Source organism: Pseudomonas sp. HLT2-19-2, assembly GCF_054898005.1.
Genome location: NZ_CM142712.1, coordinates 727,977 through 747,541, shown reverse-complemented (window position 1 = coordinate 747,541; position 19,565 = coordinate 727,977). Strand labels below are relative to the sequence as shown.

12 protein-coding genes and 3 pseudogenes are annotated in these 19,565 nt (G+C 59.6%); 8 read left to right on the top strand and 7 right to left on the bottom strand.

Annotated features, from left to right (window positions below):
- Window positions 1-7 precede the first annotated feature (7 nt).
- Window positions 8-3,958 (top strand): trifunctional transcriptional regulator/proline dehydrogenase/L-glutamate gamma-semialdehyde dehydrogenase, encoded by a 3,951-nt coding sequence (gene putA / locus ACYZTU_RS03540; RefSeq protein ID WP_461968053.1) that lies wholly within the window; start codon window positions 8-10, stop codon window positions 3,956-3,958.
- Window positions 3,959-4,105: 147 nt separating this feature from the next.
- The gene (locus ACYZTU_RS03535) at window positions 4,106-5,908 is read left to right on the top strand and encodes an acyl-CoA dehydrogenase (RefSeq protein WP_461968051.1); all 1,803 of its coding nucleotides are present in this window, start codon (window positions 4,106-4,108) and stop codon (window positions 5,906-5,908) included.
- Window positions 5,909-6,029: 121 nt separating this feature from the next.
- Here ACYZTU_RS03535 and ACYZTU_RS03530 read toward each other — a convergent pair whose 3' ends face one another.
- The 4 genes and pseudogenes from ACYZTU_RS03530 to ACYZTU_RS03515 form a co-directional block, all read right to left on the bottom strand.
- Window positions 6,030-6,761 (bottom strand): methyl-accepting chemotaxis protein, encoded by a 732-nt coding sequence (locus tag ACYZTU_RS03530; protein ID WP_461970955.1) that lies wholly within the window; start codon window positions 6,759-6,761, stop codon window positions 6,030-6,032.
- A gap of 135 nt (window positions 6,762-6,896) precedes the next feature.
- A pseudogene (locus ACYZTU_RS03525) lies at window positions 6,897-7,922 on the bottom strand (HAMP domain-containing protein); the annotation flags it as partial.
- 145 nt (window positions 7,923-8,067) lie between these two features.
- A complete protein-coding gene (locus tag ACYZTU_RS03520) occupies window positions 8,068-8,370 on the bottom strand; it encodes a cell division protein ZapA (RefSeq protein WP_461968049.1) in 303 nt (100 codons plus the stop codon).
- Window positions 8,367-8,597 (bottom strand): hypothetical protein, encoded by a 231-nt coding sequence (locus ACYZTU_RS03515; protein ID WP_008149645.1) that lies wholly within the window; start codon window positions 8,595-8,597, stop codon window positions 8,367-8,369. The genes ACYZTU_RS03520 and ACYZTU_RS03515 overlap by 4 nt, the downstream gene beginning before the upstream one ends.
- Window positions 8,598-8,849: 252 nt before the next feature.
- On the opposite strand from ACYZTU_RS03515, the pseudogene ACYZTU_RS03510 reads away from it, so the two are divergent.
- The 5 genes and pseudogenes from ACYZTU_RS03510 to selO all read left to right on the top strand — a co-directional run.
- Window positions 8,850-9,596, top strand: a pseudogene (locus tag ACYZTU_RS03510) (MCP four helix bundle domain-containing protein); the annotation flags it as partial.
- Window positions 9,597-9,626: 30 nt separating this feature from the next.
- Entirely contained in the window at window positions 9,627-10,499 is an 873-nt protein-coding gene (locus ACYZTU_RS03505; RefSeq protein ID WP_461970951.1) for a methyl-accepting chemotaxis protein, read from the top strand.
- 169 nt (window positions 10,500-10,668) lie between these two features.
- Complete coding sequence (locus ACYZTU_RS03500; protein ID WP_461968047.1) at window positions 10,669-12,411, top strand: potassium/proton antiporter; 1,743 nt, start codon at window positions 10,669-10,671, stop codon at window positions 12,409-12,411.
- Between the two features lie 34 nt (window positions 12,412-12,445).
- Window positions 12,446-15,796, top strand: a complete 3,351-nt coding sequence (mscK, locus tag ACYZTU_RS03495) for a mechanosensitive channel MscK (RefSeq protein ID WP_461968045.1) — start codon at window positions 12,446-12,448, stop codon at window positions 15,794-15,796.
- Window positions 15,797-15,844: 48 nt separating this feature from the next.
- Window positions 15,845-17,308 (top strand): protein adenylyltransferase SelO, encoded by a 1,464-nt coding sequence (gene selO / locus ACYZTU_RS03490; protein ID WP_461968043.1) that lies wholly within the window; start codon window positions 15,845-15,847, stop codon window positions 17,306-17,308.
- 6 nt (window positions 17,309-17,314) lie between these two features.
- Here selO and ACYZTU_RS03485 read toward each other — a convergent pair whose 3' ends face one another.
- Together ACYZTU_RS03485 and ACYZTU_RS03480 are read right to left on the bottom strand one after the other, a co-directional pair.
- Window positions 17,315-17,716 (bottom strand): helix-turn-helix domain-containing protein, encoded by a 402-nt coding sequence (locus ACYZTU_RS03485; protein WP_461968041.1) that lies wholly within the window; start codon window positions 17,714-17,716, stop codon window positions 17,315-17,317.
- Window positions 17,713-18,008 (bottom strand): annotated as a pseudogene (locus ACYZTU_RS03480) (type II toxin-antitoxin system HigB family toxin). Before ACYZTU_RS03480 ends, ACYZTU_RS03485 begins: the two are co-directional and overlap by 4 nt.
- 196 nt (window positions 18,009-18,204) lie before the next feature.
- Here ACYZTU_RS03480 and trxC point away from each other — a divergent pair.
- The gene (trxC, locus tag ACYZTU_RS03475; RefSeq protein ID WP_461968039.1) at window positions 18,205-18,639 is read left to right on the top strand and encodes a thioredoxin TrxC; all 435 of its coding nucleotides are present in this window, start codon (window positions 18,205-18,207) and stop codon (window positions 18,637-18,639) included.
- A gap of 7 nt (window positions 18,640-18,646) precedes the next feature.
- Here trxC and ACYZTU_RS03470 read toward each other — a convergent pair whose 3' ends face one another.
- Window positions 18,647-19,417, bottom strand: coding sequence for a ParA family protein (locus ACYZTU_RS03470; protein ID WP_461968037.1), 771 nt, complete (start codon window positions 19,415-19,417; stop codon window positions 18,647-18,649).
- Window positions 19,418-19,565: the final 148 nt, after the last annotated feature.

The window sequence follows — 19,565 nt, the reverse complement described above, 5'->3', positions numbered from 1 at the left end:
TAAAAATATGGCTACCACCACCCTTGGGGTCAAACTTGACGACCCGACCCGCGAGCGCCTCAAGGCTGCCGCGACCTCGATTGATCGCACGCCGCACTGGCTGATCAAGCAGGCAATTTTCAATTACCTGGAAAAACTCGAGGGTGGTGCAACCCTGACCGAGCTGAGCGGTTTGACCAAGGATTCCGACGACGGCGTCGATGCGCCTCTGGATCACGCCCACCAATGCTTCCTCGAATTCGCCGAAAGCATCCTGCCGCAATCGGTGCTGCGCGCTTCGATCACGGCTGCTTACCGTCGCCCTGAGCCGGAAGTGGTGCCGATGCTTATCGAACAGGCGCGTCTGCCTGCTGCGATGGCCGAAGCCACTAACAAGCTCGCCTCCTCGATTGCCGAGAAGCTGCGCAATCAGAAGAGCGCCGGCGGCCGTGCCGGAATTGTTCAGGGCCTGTTGCAGGAATTTTCCCTGTCGTCCCAGGAAGGCGTGGCGCTGATGTGCCTGGCCGAAGCGCTGCTGCGCATTCCGGACAAAGGCACTCGTGATGCGCTGATTCGCGACAAGATCAGCACCGGCAACTGGCACCCGCACTTGGGCAACAGCCCGTCGCTGTTCGTCAACGCCGCTACTTGGGGCTTGCTGCTGACCGGCAAACTGGTCGCCACCCATAACGAAGCCGGACTGACGTCGTCCCTGAGCCGCATCATCGGCAAGAGCGGCGAGCCGATGATCCGCAAGGGCGTCGACATGGCCATGCGTCTGATGGGCGAGCAGTTCGTCACCGGCGAAACCATCGCCGAAGCCTTGGCCAACGCCAGCAAGTTCGAAGCCAAAGGCTTCCGCTATTCCTACGACATGCTGGGTGAAGCTGCACTCACCGAGCACGACGCCCAGAAGTACCTGGCCTCGTACGAACAAGCCATCCACTCGATCGGCAAAGCGTCTCACGGTCGCGGGATTTATGAAGGCCCGGGCATTTCCATCAAGTTGTCGGCACTGCACCCGCGTTACAGCCGCGCGCAGTACGATCGCGTGATGGACGAGTTGTACCCGCGCCTGCTGTCGCTGACCCTGTTGGCCAAGCAATACGACATCGGTTTGAACATCGACGCCGAAGAAGCCGACCGCCTCGAACTGTCGCTGGATCTGCTCGAGCGTCTGTGCTTCGAGCCGCAACTGACCGGCTGGAACGGCATCGGTTTCGTGATTCAGGCTTATCAAAAGCGTTGCCCGTACGTGATCGATTACGTGATCGACCTGGCTCGCCGCAGTCGTCATCGCCTGATGATTCGCCTGGTGAAAGGCGCGTACTGGGACAGCGAGATCAAGCGCGCCCAGGTCGAAGGCCTGGAAGGCTATCCGGTCTACACCCGCAAGGTGTACACCGACGTTTCCTACATCGCCTGCGCCCGCAAACTGTTGTCGGTACCGGAAGTCATCTACCCGCAGTTCGCCACGCACAACGCCCACACGCTGTCGGCCATTTACCACATCGCCGGTCAGAACTATTACCCCGGCCAGTACGAGTTCCAGTGCCTGCACGGCATGGGCGAACCGCTGTACGAACAGGTTGTAGGCAAAGTTTCCGAAGGCAAGTTGAACCGTCCGTGTCGCGTGTACGCACCGGTCGGTACTCACGAAACATTACTGGCGTATTTGGTGCGTCGCCTGCTGGAAAACGGCGCAAACACCTCGTTCGTCAACCAGATCGCCGATCAGTCCATCTCGATTCAGGCGCTGGTGGCCGATCCAGTGGCCAGCATCGAGCAGATGGCGACGCTGGAAGGCGGCTTCGGCCTGCCGCACCCGCGTATCCCGCTGCCGCGTGATCTTTATGGTGCTGAGCGCGCCAACTCCAGCGGCATCGACATGGCCAACGAACATCGTCTGGCTTCCCTGTCCTGCGCCCTGCTGGCGACCGCTCATAACCACTGGAAAGCTGCGCCGATGCTCGGTTGCGCGTCCAGCACTGAAACGCCGGCGCCAGTCCTGAACCCGTCCGATCTGCGTGACGTGGTCGGCCATGTGCAGGAAGCCACTGTCGAAGACGTCGACAACGCGATCCAGTGCGCCCTGAATGCTGCGCCAATCTGGCAGGCCACTCCGCCCGCCGAACGCGCCGCGATTCTCGAACGTGCCGCCGATTTGATGGAAGGTGAGATCCAGCCGCTGATGGGCCTGCTGGCTCGCGAAGCCGGCAAGACCTTCGCCAACGCCATCGCCGAAGTGCGTGAAGCCGTGGACTTCCTGCGTTACTACGCGGTGCAGGCTCGCAACGATTTCACCAACGACGCCCACCGCCCACTGGGTCCAGTGGTGTGCATCAGCCCGTGGAACTTCCCGCTGGCGATCTTCAGTGGCCAAGTCGCTGCCGCACTGGCCGCCGGTAACCCGGTATTGGCCAAGCCTGCGGAACAAACCCCGCTGGTCGCCGCTCAAGCCGTGCGTTTGCTGCTCGAAGCCGGGATTCCGGAAGGTGTGCTGCAACTGCTGCCGGGTCGCGGCGAAACCGTTGGCGCCCGTCTGGTCGGTGACGATAGGGTCAAAGGTGTGATGTTCACTGGCTCCACCGAAGTCGCTCGCTTGCTGCAACGTAACGTCGCCGGTCGCCTGGATGCTCAAGGTCGCCCGATTCCGCTGATCGCCGAAACCGGTGGCCAAAACGCGATGATCGTCGACTCCTCGGCACTCACCGAACAAGTGGTGATCGATGTTGTGTCGTCGGCCTTCGACAGCGCTGGTCAACGTTGCTCGGCGCTGCGCGTCTTGTGCTTGCAGGAAGATTCCGCTGACCGTGTCATCGAAATGCTCAAAGGTGCCATGGCTGAATGCCGTCTCGGCAACCCAGAGCGCCTGTCCGTGGACATCGGCCCGGTGATCGACGCCGAAGCCAAGGCGGGCATCGAGAAGCACATCCAGGCCATGCGCGACAAAGGTCGCAGCGTGTACCAGGTGGCGATCGCCAATACCGAAGAAGTCAAACGCGGCACCTTCGTGATGCCGACGTTGATCGAGCTGGAAAGCTTCGATGAGCTGCAACGGGAGATCTTCGGCCCGGTGCTGCACGTGGTTCGCTACAAGCGCAAAGACATCGATCAGCTGATTGGCCAGATCAACGCTTCCGGTTACGGCCTGACGCTGGGCGTGCACACGCGCATCGACGAGACCATCGCCAAGGTGATCGACAACGTCAACGCCGGTAACGTCTACGTAAACCGCAACATTGTGGGTGCCGTGGTCGGCGTGCAGCCGTTCGGCGGCGAAGGTTTGTCGGGCACGGGGCCGAAGGCGGGTGGTCCGCTGTACCTGTACCGTCTGCTGTCGACGCGTCCTACCGATGCAATCGAACAATCCTTCGCTCGCGGTGATGCCATCGCTGCCCCGGATGTTCGTCTGCGTGATGCCATGAGCAAACCGCTGAAGGCTCTGCAAGCCTGGGCTGACAGCAACAAGTTTGCCGACCTGAGCACCCTGTGTGTGCAGTTCGCGGCGCAATCGCAAAGCGGGATCACCCGTGTTCTGGCGGGCCCGACCGGCGAGCGCAACAGCTACGCCATCCTGCCGCGCGAACACGTGCTGTGCCTGGCGGAAGTCGAAGGCGATCTGCTGACGCAACTGGCGGCGGTATTGGCCGTCGGCGGTTCGGCGGTATGGCCGGAAGCTGAATTGACCAAGGCGTTGTTCGCACGTCTGCCGAAGGAAGTTCAGGCAAGGATCAAGCTGGTTTCCGACTGGAGCAAGGACGAAGTGCTGTTTGATGCGGCTCTGCATCACGGCCATTCCGATCAGCTGCGTGCGGTCTGCCAGCAGGTGGCCAAGCGTGCAGGTGCGATTGTTGGGGTTCATGGCTTGTCGCAAGGCGAAACCAACATTGCGCTGGAACGTCTGGTGATCGAGCGGGCGTTGAGCGTTAACACTGCTGCGGCGGGTGGTAATGCCAGCCTGATGACTATTGGCTAAACCCTCCTCGTGATCGTTCCCACGCTCTGCGTGGGAACGATCATGTCCTACCCTCGTTTTGCCCCTCCATCACGCTCATCAATCATCCTGTTCACCCCGCCCTTCCCACGCCTAGACTCGGTCCATTCCAAAAAAAGGTAGGCCGCCATGTCCGAGACGTTGCTCAGTTCCCGCAATCTGGCTTTCGAGCTGTATGAAGTCCTCGATGCCGAGGGCCTGACTCAGCGCGAGCGTTTCGCCGAACACAACCGCGAGACCTTCGACGCTGCCATCGGCACTGCCCGCAACATCGCCGAGAAGTTCTTCGCCCCGCACAACCGCAAGGGTGACGAGAACGAGCCGCGCTATGAAGATGGTCAGGCTATTCTGATTCCGGAGGTGAAACCGGCGGTGGATGCCTTCCTTGAAGCCGGTTTCCTCAACGCCGCGCGCAGTTTCGACGCCGGCGGCATGCAACTTCCTACGCTGTTGTCCCAAGCCTGCTTCGCGCACTTTCAGTCGGCCAACGCGGCGTCGACCTCTTATCCGTTCCTGACCATGGGCGCGGCAAACCTGATCGAAAGTTTCGGCACCGAGGAGCAGAAACAGCGTTTCCTGCAGCCGATGATCGATGGCCGCTTCTTCGGCACCATGGCCCTGACCGAGCCGCATGCTGGCTCGTCGCTGTCGGATATTCGTACCCGCGCCGAGCCCGCGCCTGACGGCACCTATCGCCTGAAGGGCAATAAGATTTTCATCTCCGGCGGCGATCACCCGTTGTCGGAAAACATCGTGCACATGGTGCTGGCGAAATTGCCGGACGCACCGGCCGGGGTGAAGGGTATTTCGCTGTTCATCGTGCCCAAGTTTCTGGTCAACGATGACGGTAGCCTGGGCAAACGTAACGACGTGCTGCTGGCCGGCTTGTTCCACAAGATGGGCTGGCGTGGCACTACCTCCACCGCGCTGAACTTCGGCGATAACGGCGAGTGTGTCGGCTACCTCGTGGGCAAGCCGCACCAAGGCCTGAGCTACATGTTCCAGATGATGAACGAGGCGCGGATCGGTGTCGGCATGGGCGCGGTGATGCTCGGTTACGCCGGTTATCTGTACTCGCTGGAATACGCCCGCGAGCGTCCGCAGGGTCGCGTGCCGGACAGCAAGGACCCGAACACCGCGCCGGTGGCGATCATTCAGCACGCCGACGTCAAACGCATGTTGCTGACCCAGAAAGCCTACGTCGAAGGCTCGTTCGATCTTGGGCTGTACGCGGCACGGTTATTCGATGACACCACGACCTTTGAGACTGAAGCCGAGCGCAAACAGGCCCAAGAGCTGCTGGATTTGCTGACACCGATCGTCAAGTCCTGGCCGTCGGAGTTTTGCCTGAAGGCAAACGAACTGGCGATCCAGATTCTTGGCGGTCACGGTTACACCCGCGAATACCCGGTTGAGCAGTACTACCGCGACAACCGTTTGAACCCGATTCATGAAGGCACTCATGGCATTCAGTCGCTGGACTTGCTGGGACGTAAACTGGCGCAGAACGGTGGTTCTGGGCTCAAGCAATTGATTCGACTGATCGCCGACACTGCTGAGCGAGCGCAGGCGCATGAGTCGTTGACATCGCTGCGTGAACCGCTGGAGAAACTGGTGGCACGCCTGCAAACAGTGACCATTGGCCTGCTGACGGATCTCGGACAAGGCAAGGTCAACAGCAGCCTGGCGAACTCGGCGCTGTACTTGAAGGTGTTCGGGCACACGGTGATTGGCTGGCGCTGGCTGGAACAGGCGATTCGCGCCGAAGAAGGGTTGGCCAAAGGGAATGCGGCGGATGTGAGCTTCTATAAGGGCAAGCTGCAGGCGGCGCGGTACTTCCTGACGTGGGAAGTGCCGGGTTGCCACCATGAATTGGCGATTCTTGAGGCTCGGGATGATGTGTGTTTGACGATGCAGGATGAATGGTTCTGACACCCTTTCACTGATTGTTCCCACGCTCCGCGTGGCAATGCAGCCCGGGACGCTCCGCGTCCCAGAAGCGGACGCAGAGCGTAGATTGAGGCATTCCCACGCGGAGCGTGGGAACGATCAGTTAGCTCAGTTTGAAACTACCCATCTGCCGCGCCAGATCATCCGCCAACCGCTGCAACGTCTGGCAATCCTCACGACAAGCCCTGACCTCCCCCGCCGTTGCCCGAGCCAAATCGGAAATCCCCTGCACGTTGCGGTTGATCTCTTCGGTCACCGCCGACTGCTCTTCCGTCGCGGTCGCTACTTGATGGTTCATGTCGCTGATCCGCTCGACCTGCCCGGTGATCGCCGTCAACGACGCCCCGGTGCGCTGGCTCGACTCAACCCCAGTGCCCGTCGCCGCCTGCCCCGAATGCATCGACGAAACCGCATTTTCCGCGCCTTGCTTGAGGCTGCCGATCATCTGCTGAATCTCATCAGTCGACGACTGCGTCCGCCGCGCCAACGTCCGCACCTCATCCGCGACTACCGCAAACCCACGCCCCATGTCCCCGGCCCGCGCAGCTTCGATGGCCGCGTTAAGCGCCAACAAGTTGGTCTGCTCGGAAATCCCGCGAATCACCGCCAACACCTGATCAATGGACGCCACTTGATGGGCCAACTCACCCACCGCATTCGCGGCGAGGCCGATTTCGGCGGACATGCTTTCAATATGCCGGATCGACCCGCCCACCACTTCCCGCGCCTGCATCGCTTCATCGCGGGCAGTTTGCGAAGCCACCGCCGCATTGCCGGCGTTCTGGGCGATTTCCTGCACCGTCAGGCCCATTTCGTGGACGGCGGTGGCGACCATGTCGGTCATTTCCTGCTGACGGCCGGAGCGTTCGGCCGTGTTGTCCACCACCCGCGCCACCTGGCCGACTGCTGTGCGTAAACGCTCGCTGGTGGTCAACACTTCGCCAATCATGTCGCGCTGACTTTCCAGGAACCGATTGAAGCCACGAGCCAGGTCACCGAGCTCATCGGCGCGACTGGAATCTAACCTGTGGGTCAAATCTCCCCCACCGCTACCGATTGCTACCAGCGCTGCTGTTACCTGACGGATCGGCCGCACCAATCCGCGGGCCAGCAACACCACCAGCAACAGGCACACCAGCGCCACCGCCAGGCCGATGCCGCTGCTCATCCACATGGCGCGACGGGCTTCAGCGTAGATTTGCGACTGCGGCACTTCGGCCACCAGCGTCCAGCCCAGATCACGCAGCGGCAGGCTCAGCGCCAGATAATCTTCGCCTTCGCGCGCAAAGCTGCTGTGGGTGGCAACTGTTTGACCCATCACCGCTTGCGCGGCAGTTGCACCAATTTGCTCGGCCAACGTGCGTTTGCCGCTGAATTGCGCTTCGGGATGAACCTGGATCAAACCGTCGGAACGCACGAGATAGACCTTGCCGCGCTCACCGAAGTTGAAGTTGTGGATCAGCTCCGACAGCTCTTTCATGCTCAGGCCAAGCCCGGCGACGCCCACGACTTTACCGGCCTGTTCGACCTTGAGGTCGATGAACAGCGCCAATTCTCCGGTCGCGGTGTCATTGTCGATATTGAGGGTTCGCGGCTGATTGCTGTCGAGAAACGAGTAGAACCAGGCGTCTTTGGGGTTGGAGCGGCTGAGGGTCCGATCCAGACCTTTTTCAGTGAAGTAATTGCTTGAGGGAGTGCCGACGATCAGCGCGGTAAAAGCCTTGTGCTCGGCGCGGATGCCTTCCAGATACCGCACGAACGTGGCGGTCTGGGCACTGTTTTCACCCCCGGCCAACCAGTCGCGCACCATGCTGTTGCTGGCGATGTCCTTGGCGGCGGTGAGGGGTTGAACGAGGATTCGCTCGATGTCGTTGCGCATCGCTTCGATGCTCGACGGTAGCGCTTGTTCGACCAGATAGCGCTCGGCGAGACGGTTGACCACGAGGGTATAAACGCCAACCACGATCAGAATACTGACCAGCAGGGCGGTGCCCATGCTCAGGATCAACTGCCATTGAATACTGCGTCGCCAGAACTGCATGGAGCACCCCCAAAGAATAAGAGGCTGAAACACTGCAACAGCCATGCCGATTGTATACAACGCAAACGACAATTTATTCTTTGGTTGTGCGCAAAGCCGATCAGGCCTGATTGATCGTCTTGGAGATCACTTCAACCGTGGCGCTGACTTGCTCTTGGTAACGGTCGAGTTCCTGCTTGTGCTGTTTCTGCATTTCGATCTGCTGGGAGCACAGATTCATCGCCGCCAGCACCAGCAAGCGGTCACCGATCAGCGTCGGGTACTTCTTTTTGGTGTCGGCCAGGGCAGCCTTCAGCATTAATGCGGCGTCCAGCAGGGTTTGCTCTTCCCCGGCCGGCGCCTTGATCGAATAGTCCTCCCCCAGGATCGAGACGACTTTTACCTCTGCAGCGCCGTGACTCATGCGCTGACTGGGCCGGCGCTGACGCGCTCAACCAGAGCCTGGATGCGTGCGGCGGTGGCGCCTTGTTTCTCTTCCTGTTCCATCAGGCTCAGCTGCAGGCTTTCGTTTTCATCCTTGGCCTGGGCCAATTCTGCGCTCAGGGTTTGGTTAGTGCCGAGCAGGGTTTGGTTCTGTTGCACCAGGTCGCTGACCAGCTGTTCCAATTGGCTTAGGGATGCTTCCAACATTTTGATTTTCCAAGCATTTTTAAAGGGCGCGTACGATAAAGAAAAGTCACCACGGATGCCAGGGTTATCCAGGCGCAAGGCCTTGATTTTGCTGGCGGGCGACCTTCCTCGCGAACTTTAAAGACTGTGATTGGCGGATCTGGTTCCTGCACTTCGTCGCCCGAACGGTTGTGCGACAAATACGCGCAGGGGCTCAAGACTTTTGTCGTATGACCGATAAGTCACCCATACGTCAGTCTCAGCGCCGCACGGATGCGCTCTTTTTCGGTAAACACCATGTCCCTTCGTAATATGAACATCGCACCGCGGGCGTTCCTCGGCTTCACCCTGATTGGCGGCTTGATGCTGGTTTTGGGGGTATTTGCCTTGAACCAGATGAGCAAGATTCGCGGCGCCGGTGAAGACATCGCTTCCATGAGTGTGCCGAGCATTAAAAGCCTCGACGAATTCACTCAGCTGGCACTGCGTCTGCGGGTGCTGTCTTACCGTTTGCTGGTGAACCGCGAACCTGATGTTCAGCAGAAGACTATTGACCTGTTCGACCTGCGCAACCAGCAGATCCGCGAGGCGCAGAAAGTCTATGAGCCGCTGATCGATGGTCCGGAAGAACGCGGCGCTTACGATAAGTACGTGCAGTTGCTGGCGCAGTATCGTCAGCTTGAAGAGCGGATGAAGACGTTCTCGCGCAACAATCAGGTCGACGACCTGCGCAAGATGCTGAACACCGAGTTGCTCGCCAACTCCGAAGAGGTCAACGCGGCCCTCGCGAAGCTGCTGGAGATCAACACCCAGCAAATCGAGAAAACTGACCAGCGCGCCGGCGATCAGTATTCGACGTCGTTCAATCTGGTGATCACTTTGCTGGTCATCGCCAGCGGCCTGACCCTGCTTTTCGCCTGGTTGCTGACCAACAGCATCACCAAGCCGATCGCTAATGCCCTGAGCGCCGCCGAAGAAATTGCCGAAGGCAACCTGACTCGTCCGATCACAGTCGACGGTGAGGACGAAGCCGGCCGTTTGCTGCTGGCCATGTCGAAGATGCAGGACAAGCTGCGTGACACCCTGCAACGGATTTCCGGCTCTGCCACGCAACTGGCGTCTGCTGCTGAAGAACTCAACAGTGTCACTGACGAAAGCGCCCGTGGCCTGACCCAGCAGAACAACGAAATCGAACAGGCCGCCACCGCTGTCAATGAAATGACCAGCGCCGTGGAAGAAGTCGCGCGCAATGCCGTCAGCACGTCCGAAGCCTCGAAAAACGCCACCACCTCTGCCGGTGATGGTCGCGACCTGGTGCAGGAAACCGTCAGCGCCATCGAACGCATGAGCGCCGACGTCCAGAGCACCGCGACCCTGATTGGCGACCTGGCCAACGAGTCCCGTGACATCGGCAAAGTGCTGGACGTGATTCGCGGCCTGGCTGACCAGACCAACCTGCTGGCGTTGAACGCGGCCATCGAAGCAGCCCGTGCCGGTGAAGCCGGTCGTGGTTTCGCCGTGGTAGCTGACGAAGTTCGTGCCCTGGCCCATCGTACTCAGCAGTCGACCAGCGAAATCGAACGCATGATCGGCAGCATCCAGAGCGGCACCGAGCACGCGGTGAATTCGATGCGCAACAGCACCGAGCGCGCCGAGTCGACGCTGAACATTGCCCGTGGTGCTGGCATATCGCTGGACACCATTAACAGTGCGATCGTCGAAATCAACGAACGCAACCTGGTGATCGCCAGCGCCGCCGAAGAGCAGGCGCAGGTGGCCCGCGAAGTGGACCGCAATCTGGTGAACATTCGTGATCTGTCGGTGCAGTCGGCAACCGGGGCGAATCAGACGAGTGCTGCCAGCAACGAGTTGTCGCGGTTGGCGTTGGACCTGAACAATATGGTTGGGCGGTTTAGCCTCTAACCCGTAACTGATCATTCCCACGCTCCCGCGCGGGAATGATCACCCCCCCTGTGCCTCCCGCTGCTGCAAAAGCTTTTTGACAGCATCACATTTCAACAGGTTAGAATCGCTGGCACGCAGACTGCATGGTCAGTTTGTGCCCGCCTTTCAGCTTTCTGGAGTACTGCCTTTGAATGCGACGACCATCAACAGCCTGTTCTTGATCGGCGCGTTGCTGGTAGGTGCGAGCATTCTGGTGAGCTCACTTTCATCGCGCCTCGGTATCCCGATTCTGGTGATCATCCTCGCGGTGGGCATGTCGGCCGGCGTCGACGGTGCCGGCATTGTTTTTGATAACTACCCAACGGCTTATCTGGTCGGCAACCTCGCCCTGGCAGTCATCCTGCTTGACGGCGGCTTGCGCACCCGGGTTTCCAGCTTCCGCGTGGCGTTATGGCCGGCACTGTCGCTAGCGACGGTTGGGGTGTTGATTACCACCGGGCTGACCGGCTTGGCAGCCGCCTGGCTGTTCAACCTGAACCTGATTCAGGGCCTGCTGATCGGCGCGATCGTCGGCTCCACCGACGCCGCGGCGGTGTTCTCGCTGCTCGGCGGCAAAGGCTTGAACGAACGGGTCACCGCCACCCTCGAGATCGAGTCCGGCAGCAACGACCCGATGGCGGTGTTCCTCACCGTAACCCTGATCGACATGCTCGCCAGCGGCCAGACCGGTCTGCACTGGAGCCTGCTCGGGCACTTTATGCGTGAATTCGGTATCGGTGCCGTCATCGGCCTGGCTGGCGGCTGGGTCATGCTGCAACTGGTCAACCGTATCCACTTGGCCACCGGCCTTTACCCGATTCTGGTCATTGCCGGCGGATTAGTCGTGTTTGCCCTGACCAACGCCTTGCACGGCAGCGGCTTTTTGGCGGTGTACCTGTGCGGCCTGGTTATCGGCAACCGCCCGGTGCGCAGCCGCCACGGCATTTTGCACATGCTCGATGGCATGGCCTGGCTGGCGCAAATCGGCATGTTCCTGGTGCTGGGGTTGCTGGTGACGCCCCATGACTTGTTGCCGATTGCCCTACCCGCTCTGGGTCTGGCGCTGTGGATGATTCTGTTTGCCCGGCCGTTGTCGGTGATGGTCGGTCTGCTGCCGTTCAAAGCGTTCCATGGGCGCGAGAAAACGTTCATTTCCTGGGTCGGGTTACGCGGCGCGGTCCCGATCATTCTGGCGGTGTTCCCGCTGATGGCCGGCCTGCCCAACGCCCAGCTCTACTTCAACCTCGCCTTCTTTATCGTGTTGGTGTCGTTGCTGGTGCAGGGTACGAGCCTGCCATGGGTGGCGAAGCTTTTGAAAGTGACCGTTCCGCCGGAGCCTGCGCCGATCTCCCGCGCCGCCCTGGAAGTGCACGTCACCAGTGAGTGGGAGCTGTTCGTTTATCGCCTCGGCGCCGAGAAATGGTGCATCGGCTCACCCCTTCGGGAGCTGAAAATGCCCGAAGGCACTCGCATTGCAGCCCTGTTTCGTGGCCAGCAACTGCTCCATCCGTCGGGTAGTACGGAGCTGGAAGTCGATGATTTGCTGTGTGTAATCGGCCATGAACACAACCTCCCGGCCCTCGGAAAGCTCTTCAGTCAGGCACCGCAACAAGGCCTCGATTTGCGCTTCTTTGGCGACTTCGTACTTGAAGGAGACGCCCAACTGGCCGCGGTTGCTGCGCTGTACGGATTGAAAGTGGAAGGCATCGACCCGGACATGTCCCTGGGCCATTTCATTGCCCAGAAAGTGGGCGGTGCACCCGTGGTCGGTGACCAGGTGGAGTGGAACAACACCATTTGGACCATCGCGGTCATGGAAGGGAACAAGATCGGCAAAGTGGGCGTCAGATTCCCCGAAGGAAGTCGCCCGGGTCCGGGCTTGTTCCTCTAAACTCCATTCTTCGTCTCGTTTTCGATCGGTCTCTATGTCAACCCTGCGCACCTTTTTCATCATCGCCCTACTGGGCTTGAGTCTTTCTGTCGGTACATTGCAAGCGGCCGAACCGCCGTCCAGCGAAGCCGTGCAGGCGAACCTGAACAAGATCGCCGACCGTAAACTGCCGGAGGCCGATCAGAAAGCCCTGCAATCCATCCTGCAAAACACGCTGACACAACTCAATAACCAGCGTGATTACGAGCAGAGGCTGGCCGATCTCAAACGGCAACTGGCCAGCGCCCCGAAGCAGAACATCGAGAACCAGCGAGAACTGACCAAGCTCAAAGCCACTAAAGTGCTGCCGGTGCCGCAGCGCTATGCCAAAGAGCCTGTTCAGCAACTGGAGCAGATGCTCACTGAGCGCTCCACCCAGCAAAGCGATCTGCAGAAGTCCTTGGCCGACGCCAACAGTCTGGTCACTACCGCCCAGACCCGCCCCGAGCGCGCCCAAGCCGAAATTTCTACCAGCCAGACGCGCATCCAGCAGATCAACAACATCCTCAAGGCGGGCAAGGACAACGGCAAGACCGTGACCCCCGAGCAACGCGACCTGCTCAACGCCGAGCTCGCGGCGCTGAATGCCCTGATCCCGTTGCGCCGCCAGGAACTGGCCGGCAACAGTCAACTGCAGGACCTGGGCAACAGCCAGCATGATTTGTTATCGGAAAAATCCGATCGTCTGGATCAGGAAAGCCAGGAGCTGCAAACCCTGATCAACCAGAAGCGCCTGGCTCAGTCTCAGGAGACGGTGACCCAGCAGTCCATCGAAGCGCAGAAGGCCGGTGGCAGCAGCCTTTTGGCTACCGAAAGCGCGGCCAACCTGAAGCTTTCTGACTACCTGCTAAAAAGTACCGACCGCCTCAACGAAGTCACCCAGCAGAACCTGCAGACCAAGCAGCAGCTGGACAACGTGACCCAGAGCGATTCGGCGCTGGAAGAGCAAATCAACGTGCTCAAGGGCAGCCTGTTGCTCTCCAAGATTCTCTACAAACAGAAACAGGCCCTGCCACTCCTCAAGCTCGACCGCGACCTGGCCGACCAGATCGCCGACATTCGCCTCTATCAATTCGAAGTCAGCCAGCAACGGGAACTGCTCAGCAACCCGGCCACTTACGTCGACAATCTGCTGTCTACCCAACCGCCGGAGCAAGTCACCCCGCCGCTGCGCAAGAGCCTGATGGAGCTGGCCACGACCCGCGTCGACCTGCTGGAGCGGTTGAACCGCGAACTGAGCGCGGTGCTCAACGAGTCCATCACCCTGCAACTCAATCAGAAACAATTGCTCAGCACCGCGCAAAGCCTGCGGGCGACCCTCGATGAGCAAATGTTCTGGATTCCCAGCAACAAGCCACTGGACCTGGAATGGATACGCGCCGTACCGGAACGCCTGGAGCGTCAGGTCACCACCCTGCCCTGGGCCTCGAGCCTGAGCGAATTGAGTGACGGGCTGACCCAGAGGCCGTTGTTGTTCCTGCCGCTGGCGTTGCTGATCGGTGCCCTGTTGTGGCGGCGCAAGAACCTCTATGCCCGACTGAACAAGGTTCACCAGGACATCGGCCACTTCAAGCGCGATAGCCAGTGGCACACTCCCCAGGCGATCCTGATCAACATTTTGCTGGCGATGCCGGTGTCTCTGGGCCTGGCCTTGTGTGGCCTGGCCTTGCAAATCGACGCCCGCGGACAGAACGCCAACATGGGCGCGGCGCTGCTGCAAATGGCTCAGGCCTGGCTAGTGTTTTACACCGCTTACCGGATCCTCGCGCCGGGCGGCGTGGCTGAACTGCACTTCCGCTGGGAAAAACCCCAAGTCGAATTCCTTCAAGGTTGGGTTCGCCGACTCGGGCTGGTGGTGATGGCATTGGTCGCCGTGGTGGCGGTTGCCGAACTGCAACCCGCGACCCTGGCCGATGATGTGCTTGGCATGCCGGTGGTGCTGACCTGCTACGCGTTGATGGCCTGGCTGCTCAGCCGCTTGCTGATCAGCAGCCCGACTCACCAGAACGCTTCGCTGTTCCGCAAGGCCGTTGGGATCATGTTCACCGTCCTGCCGGTCGCGTTATTCGTGGCAGTGTGCTTCGGCTATTACTACACCGCGCTGAAGCTCAGTGACCGGTTGATCAACACCCTGTACCTGCTGATGTTCTGGCTGGTGATCGAAGCCACCTTCGTGCGCGGCCTCAGCGTGGCGGCACGGCGTCTGGCCTACCAGCGCGCCCTGGCCAAACGCCAGGCCGCGAAAGAGGCCGGCGACGGCGAAGCGGTGATCGAAGAGCCGACGCTGGATATCGAGAAGGTCAACGAGCAGTCTCTGCGCCTGATCCGTCTGGCACTGCTTGGCGGTTTCATCGCGGCGTTGTACTGGGCCTGGTCTGATCTGATCTCGGTGTTTTCGTACCTGGATAACGTCACCCTCTACGAATACACCAGCGGCACCGGCGCCAACATGAGCATGGTGCCGATCAGCATTGGCGACATGCTCGGCGCGGTAATCATCATCGGCATCACCTTCGCCCTCGCGCGTAACTTGCCGGGGCTGCTGGAAGTGTTGGTGTTGTCGAAGCTGAACCTGGCTCAGGGCAGCGCCTACGCCACCACCACCTTGCTGTCTTACGTGATCGCTGGCGTCGGTTTTGTCTCGACCCTGTCGACACTTGGCGTGAGCTGGGACAAGTTGCAATGGCTGGTGGCGGCGCTATCGGTAGGTCTTGGTTTCGGGATGCAGGAAATCTTCGCAAACTTCATCTCCGGGATCATGATCCTGTTCGAACGCCCGGTGCGGATCGGCGACACGATCACCATCGGCAACCTGTCGGGCACGGTGAGCAAGATCCGTATCCGCGCCACGACCATCACCGACTTCGACCGCAAGGACATCATTGTCCCGAACAAGACGTTCATCACCGGGCAATTGATCAACTGGTCCCTGACCGACACCATCACCCGAGTGACCCTCAAACTCGGCGTCGATTACGGCTCGGACCTGGACCTGGTCAAGGAATTGCTGCTCAAGGCTGCCCGTGAAAACCCACGTGTGCTGAAGGATCCCGAGCCTCACGTGTACTTCCTGAACTTCGGCGAAAGCACCCTCGATCATGAACTGCGCATGCATGTGCGCGACCTCGGCGACCGTAACCCAGTGCTCGATGAGGTCAACCGCTTCATCAACCGCGAGTTCAAGAAGCAGCACATCAACATCTCGTTCCGGCAGATGGAGGTTTACCTCAAGAACATCCAGGGTCAGGAATACAGGATGGTGCCGGTCGACCCGGAAGCCAAAACCATTGTGCCTAAGACGGATGGTCAAGCGCCTCAAGAGCCACCGGCCGCCAAACTCGACTAACCGCCCTATCCCTAGCAGAATGCTCGGACATTCTGCTGGAGATGGCCCTTGAAAGCCCTCGACGAACTGACCTTCGATAATCGTTTCGCCCGCCTGGGCGATACGTTTTCCGCCCACGTGCTGCCCGAACCCATCGACAACCCGCGTCTGGTGGTAGCCAGCCCCGCCGCCATGGCGCTGCTCGACCTCGACCCTGCCGTCGCCGAAACCCCGGAGTTCGCCGAACTGTTCAGCGGCCATAAGCTCTGGGCCGACGCGGTCCCGAGGGCGATGGTCTATTCCGGTCATCAGTTCGGTTCCTACAACCCGCAGCTGGGCGATGGTCGCGGTCTGTTGCTGGGCGAGGTCTACAACGAGGCCGGCGAGCATTGGGACCTGCACCTCAAGGGTGCCGGCCAGACGCCCTTTTCGCGCATGGGTGATGGGCGAGCGGTCCTGCGATCCTCGATCCGCGAGTTTCTCGCCTCCGAAGCGCTGAATGCCCTGAACATCCCGACCACCCGCGCACTGTGCGTGATCGGCTCCGACACGCCGGTGTGGCGCGAGAAGCAGGAACGCGCAGCCATGGTCCTGCGCATGGCGCCGAGCCATGTGCGTTTCGGGCATTTCGAATATTTCTACTACACCAAACGGCCCGAGAAGCAGAAAGAGCTCGGCGAGCACGTGCTGGCCATGCATTTCCCGGAATGCCTGGAACAGCCGGAACCGTACTTGGCGATGTTCCGTGAAATCGTTGAGCGCAACGCTGAACTGATCGCCAAATGGCAGGCCTATGGGTTCTGCCACGGCGTGATGAACACCGACAACATGTCGATCCTGGGCATTACCTTCGACTACGGCCCGTTCGCCTTCCTCGACGACTTCGACGCCCACTTCATCTGCAACCACTCCGATGACCAGGGCCGTTACTCCTTCAGCAACCAAGTGCCGATCGGCCAGTGGAACCTCAGTGCCCTGGCCCAGGCCCTGACGCCGTTCATCAGCGTCGAAGCCCTGCGCGAAACCCTCGGCCTGTATTTGCCGCTGTACCAGGCCCATTACCTGGACCTGATGCGACGCCGCCTCGGCTTCACCACGGCCGAAGACGATGACCAGAAACTGCTGGAACCGCTGCTGCAATTGATGCAGAACAGCGGCGTCGACTACAGCCTGTTCTTCCGCCGCTTGGGTGAAGAATCACCTGAACTGGCCGTCGCCCGTTTGCGCGATGACTTCGTCGACATCAAGGGATTCGATGCCTGGGGTGAGCGCTACATCGCCCGGGTTGCTCGTGACGGCGAGGTTGATCAGGCACAGCGCCGCAAACGGATGCACGCCGTCAATCCGCTGTACATCCTGCGTAACTACCTGGCGCAGAAAGCCATCGATGCGGCGCAGAGTGGCGACTATTCAGAGGTGCGTCGGCTGCACGCAGTGCTGAGCAATCCGTTCGAGGAGCAGCCGGGGATGGAGAGTTACGCTGAGCGACCGCCGGAGTGGGGCAAGCATCTGGAGATCAGTTGTTCGTCGTGAGGCTGGTCAGATAAAGGTCTCCACTGACACACCGAAGCGCTCGGCCAACCAGCGGATCTGCCGCAGGTTGAGCTGACGCTTGCCGCTCAGAATCTCGGAGACAACAGACTGGGCGCCGACACCGGGCAAGTCGCTTTGGCTCAGACCGTGCTCGCGCATCAAGTAGCCGAGGACGTCGACACCGCTGGGTTTCGGCATTGGGTGATGCTTGTGATCCCATTCCTCGATCCAGTCACCGATGATATCCACAAGACTCATCAGCGGATGGGACTCGTCATCACCGGTCATCTCGAGCAACTCGTCCAACGCCCGCACCAACATGTCATAGTCGTCTTCATTATTTGGTTTGCGCAGCACAGGCGAGACAAACTCCCAATGCTCGGCAGCTCTTTTGATCAGAACACTCATGCTCTTTCCTCCTTCCATTTTCCGCGATCATATTCACGGTGATCCAGCACATGCTTGATATAAAGCTTTTGCGATCGATACCTGACAAAAGCGATCAGCCGCAATTATTGCCACCGATATCGAAAACGTGATGTTCACCCACCTTGTCGACAGCAGGAAAGATGGCTCTCATCGCCGCAAAATCCGATGGCTTACTTCCTTTGGCCAATTGATACCAATAATCCAATGCGGTGGCTGTATTTGGCCATTTGGTCTTGGCTTCACGTATTCGTTTTTCGGAAATGACATGCATGCAACATCCTTATCGCATTCTGCTATGGATAGTTAATCACAGACCAAAAATATCGCAAATTGCGATATCAGTGCGCAGACCAACGGTCTCGCTCAGTACGACTCAGCCTAGTTTTATCGCCACACGCTGCACGATTGAAAATATGAGCAAACGTCTCCAAATAGGAGTTATCGGCTTCTTTAACAGGACCATCCGCATGACTGACCCACTCCTCATCCCCTGCCCCCACTGCAACGGCCTCAACCGCATCCCCGCCTCGCGCCTCAACGACCACCCAAAATGTGGCCGCTGCAAGGCCGAGGTCTTGTCGACCAAACCGTTCGAGTTGAAGCAAAGCGATTACGCCAGCCAGATCAAAGGCGATCTGCCGTTGCTGGTGGACGTTTGGGCGGAGTGGTGTGGGCCGTGCAAGTCGTTTTCGCCAGTGTTTGAGCACGCGGCGGTGCAATTGGCGGGTAAGTGTCGGCTGGCCAAGCTGGACAGCGAGGCGAACCAGCAGCTCTCGGCGCAGCTAGGGATCCGTTCGATCCCGAGTCTGATTCTGTTCAAGGACGGCCGGGAAGTCGCACGCCAGAGCGGGGCCTTCCCGTTACCGCAGCTGATGAGCTGGTTGCGTAGCCAAGGGATCTGACGAGCAGTCAGGTGTTTTCCAGCAGGTTGTGCAGATCGACGAATTGCTGCGTCAGCTTATGACGCGGATCGAGGTGGATCAGCGGCGTGTTGGCCTGGTGGGATTCACGCATGCGCACCGAACTGCCCAGGTACACCGGCAACACCGGCAAACCTTCGGCAATCAGTTCGTCGAGGATTTGCTGGGGAAGAGTGGCGCGAGCCTGGAACTGGTTAACGACAATCCCTTCGACTTCCAGCCCTTCGTTGTGGTCCTCCTTCAATTCTTCGATCTCTGCCAACAGGCCGTACAGCGCCTGACGCGAGAAGCTGTCGCAATCGAAGGGGATCAGCACACGATCAGCGGCAATCAAGGCCGAAACGGCGTAAAAATTTAGCGCAGGCGGGGTATCCAGGTAGATACGGTCGTAATCTTCCCCTAGCTCCTCAAGCAACTTGCGCAGCTTGTTGATCTTGTGTTTGGCCTCAAGCTTGGGCTGCAGGTCAGCCAACTCGGCGGTCGCGGTGATGACGTGGAGGTTGTCGAACGGGGTTTCGTAGATATCGACCTGGTTTTTCTTCGAGAACGGTCCGGAAGACAGGGTTTGTTTGAAAAAGTCCGCAATGCCCATCGGAATATCATCACCGGTGAGCCCCGTCAGGTACTGAGTGGAGTTGGCCTGAGCATCGAGATCCACCAATAGGGTGCGATAGCCCTCGCTCGCGCTGACCGCCGCCAGATTGCAGGCAATGCTGGATTTGCCTACGCCACCTTTCTGATTGAACACCACGCGCCGCATGTCAAAACCTCCGTGTATCAAAGAATGACCGAGTGTAGTAGTCCACGGCGCTGCTTAGCTACCTCGCCGGCATCGGGACTACACAGTCAGGTGTGATCTCCCGCGGAAAAAACCATGAACACGTGCATCGCTTGCTGACAGAGCCGAC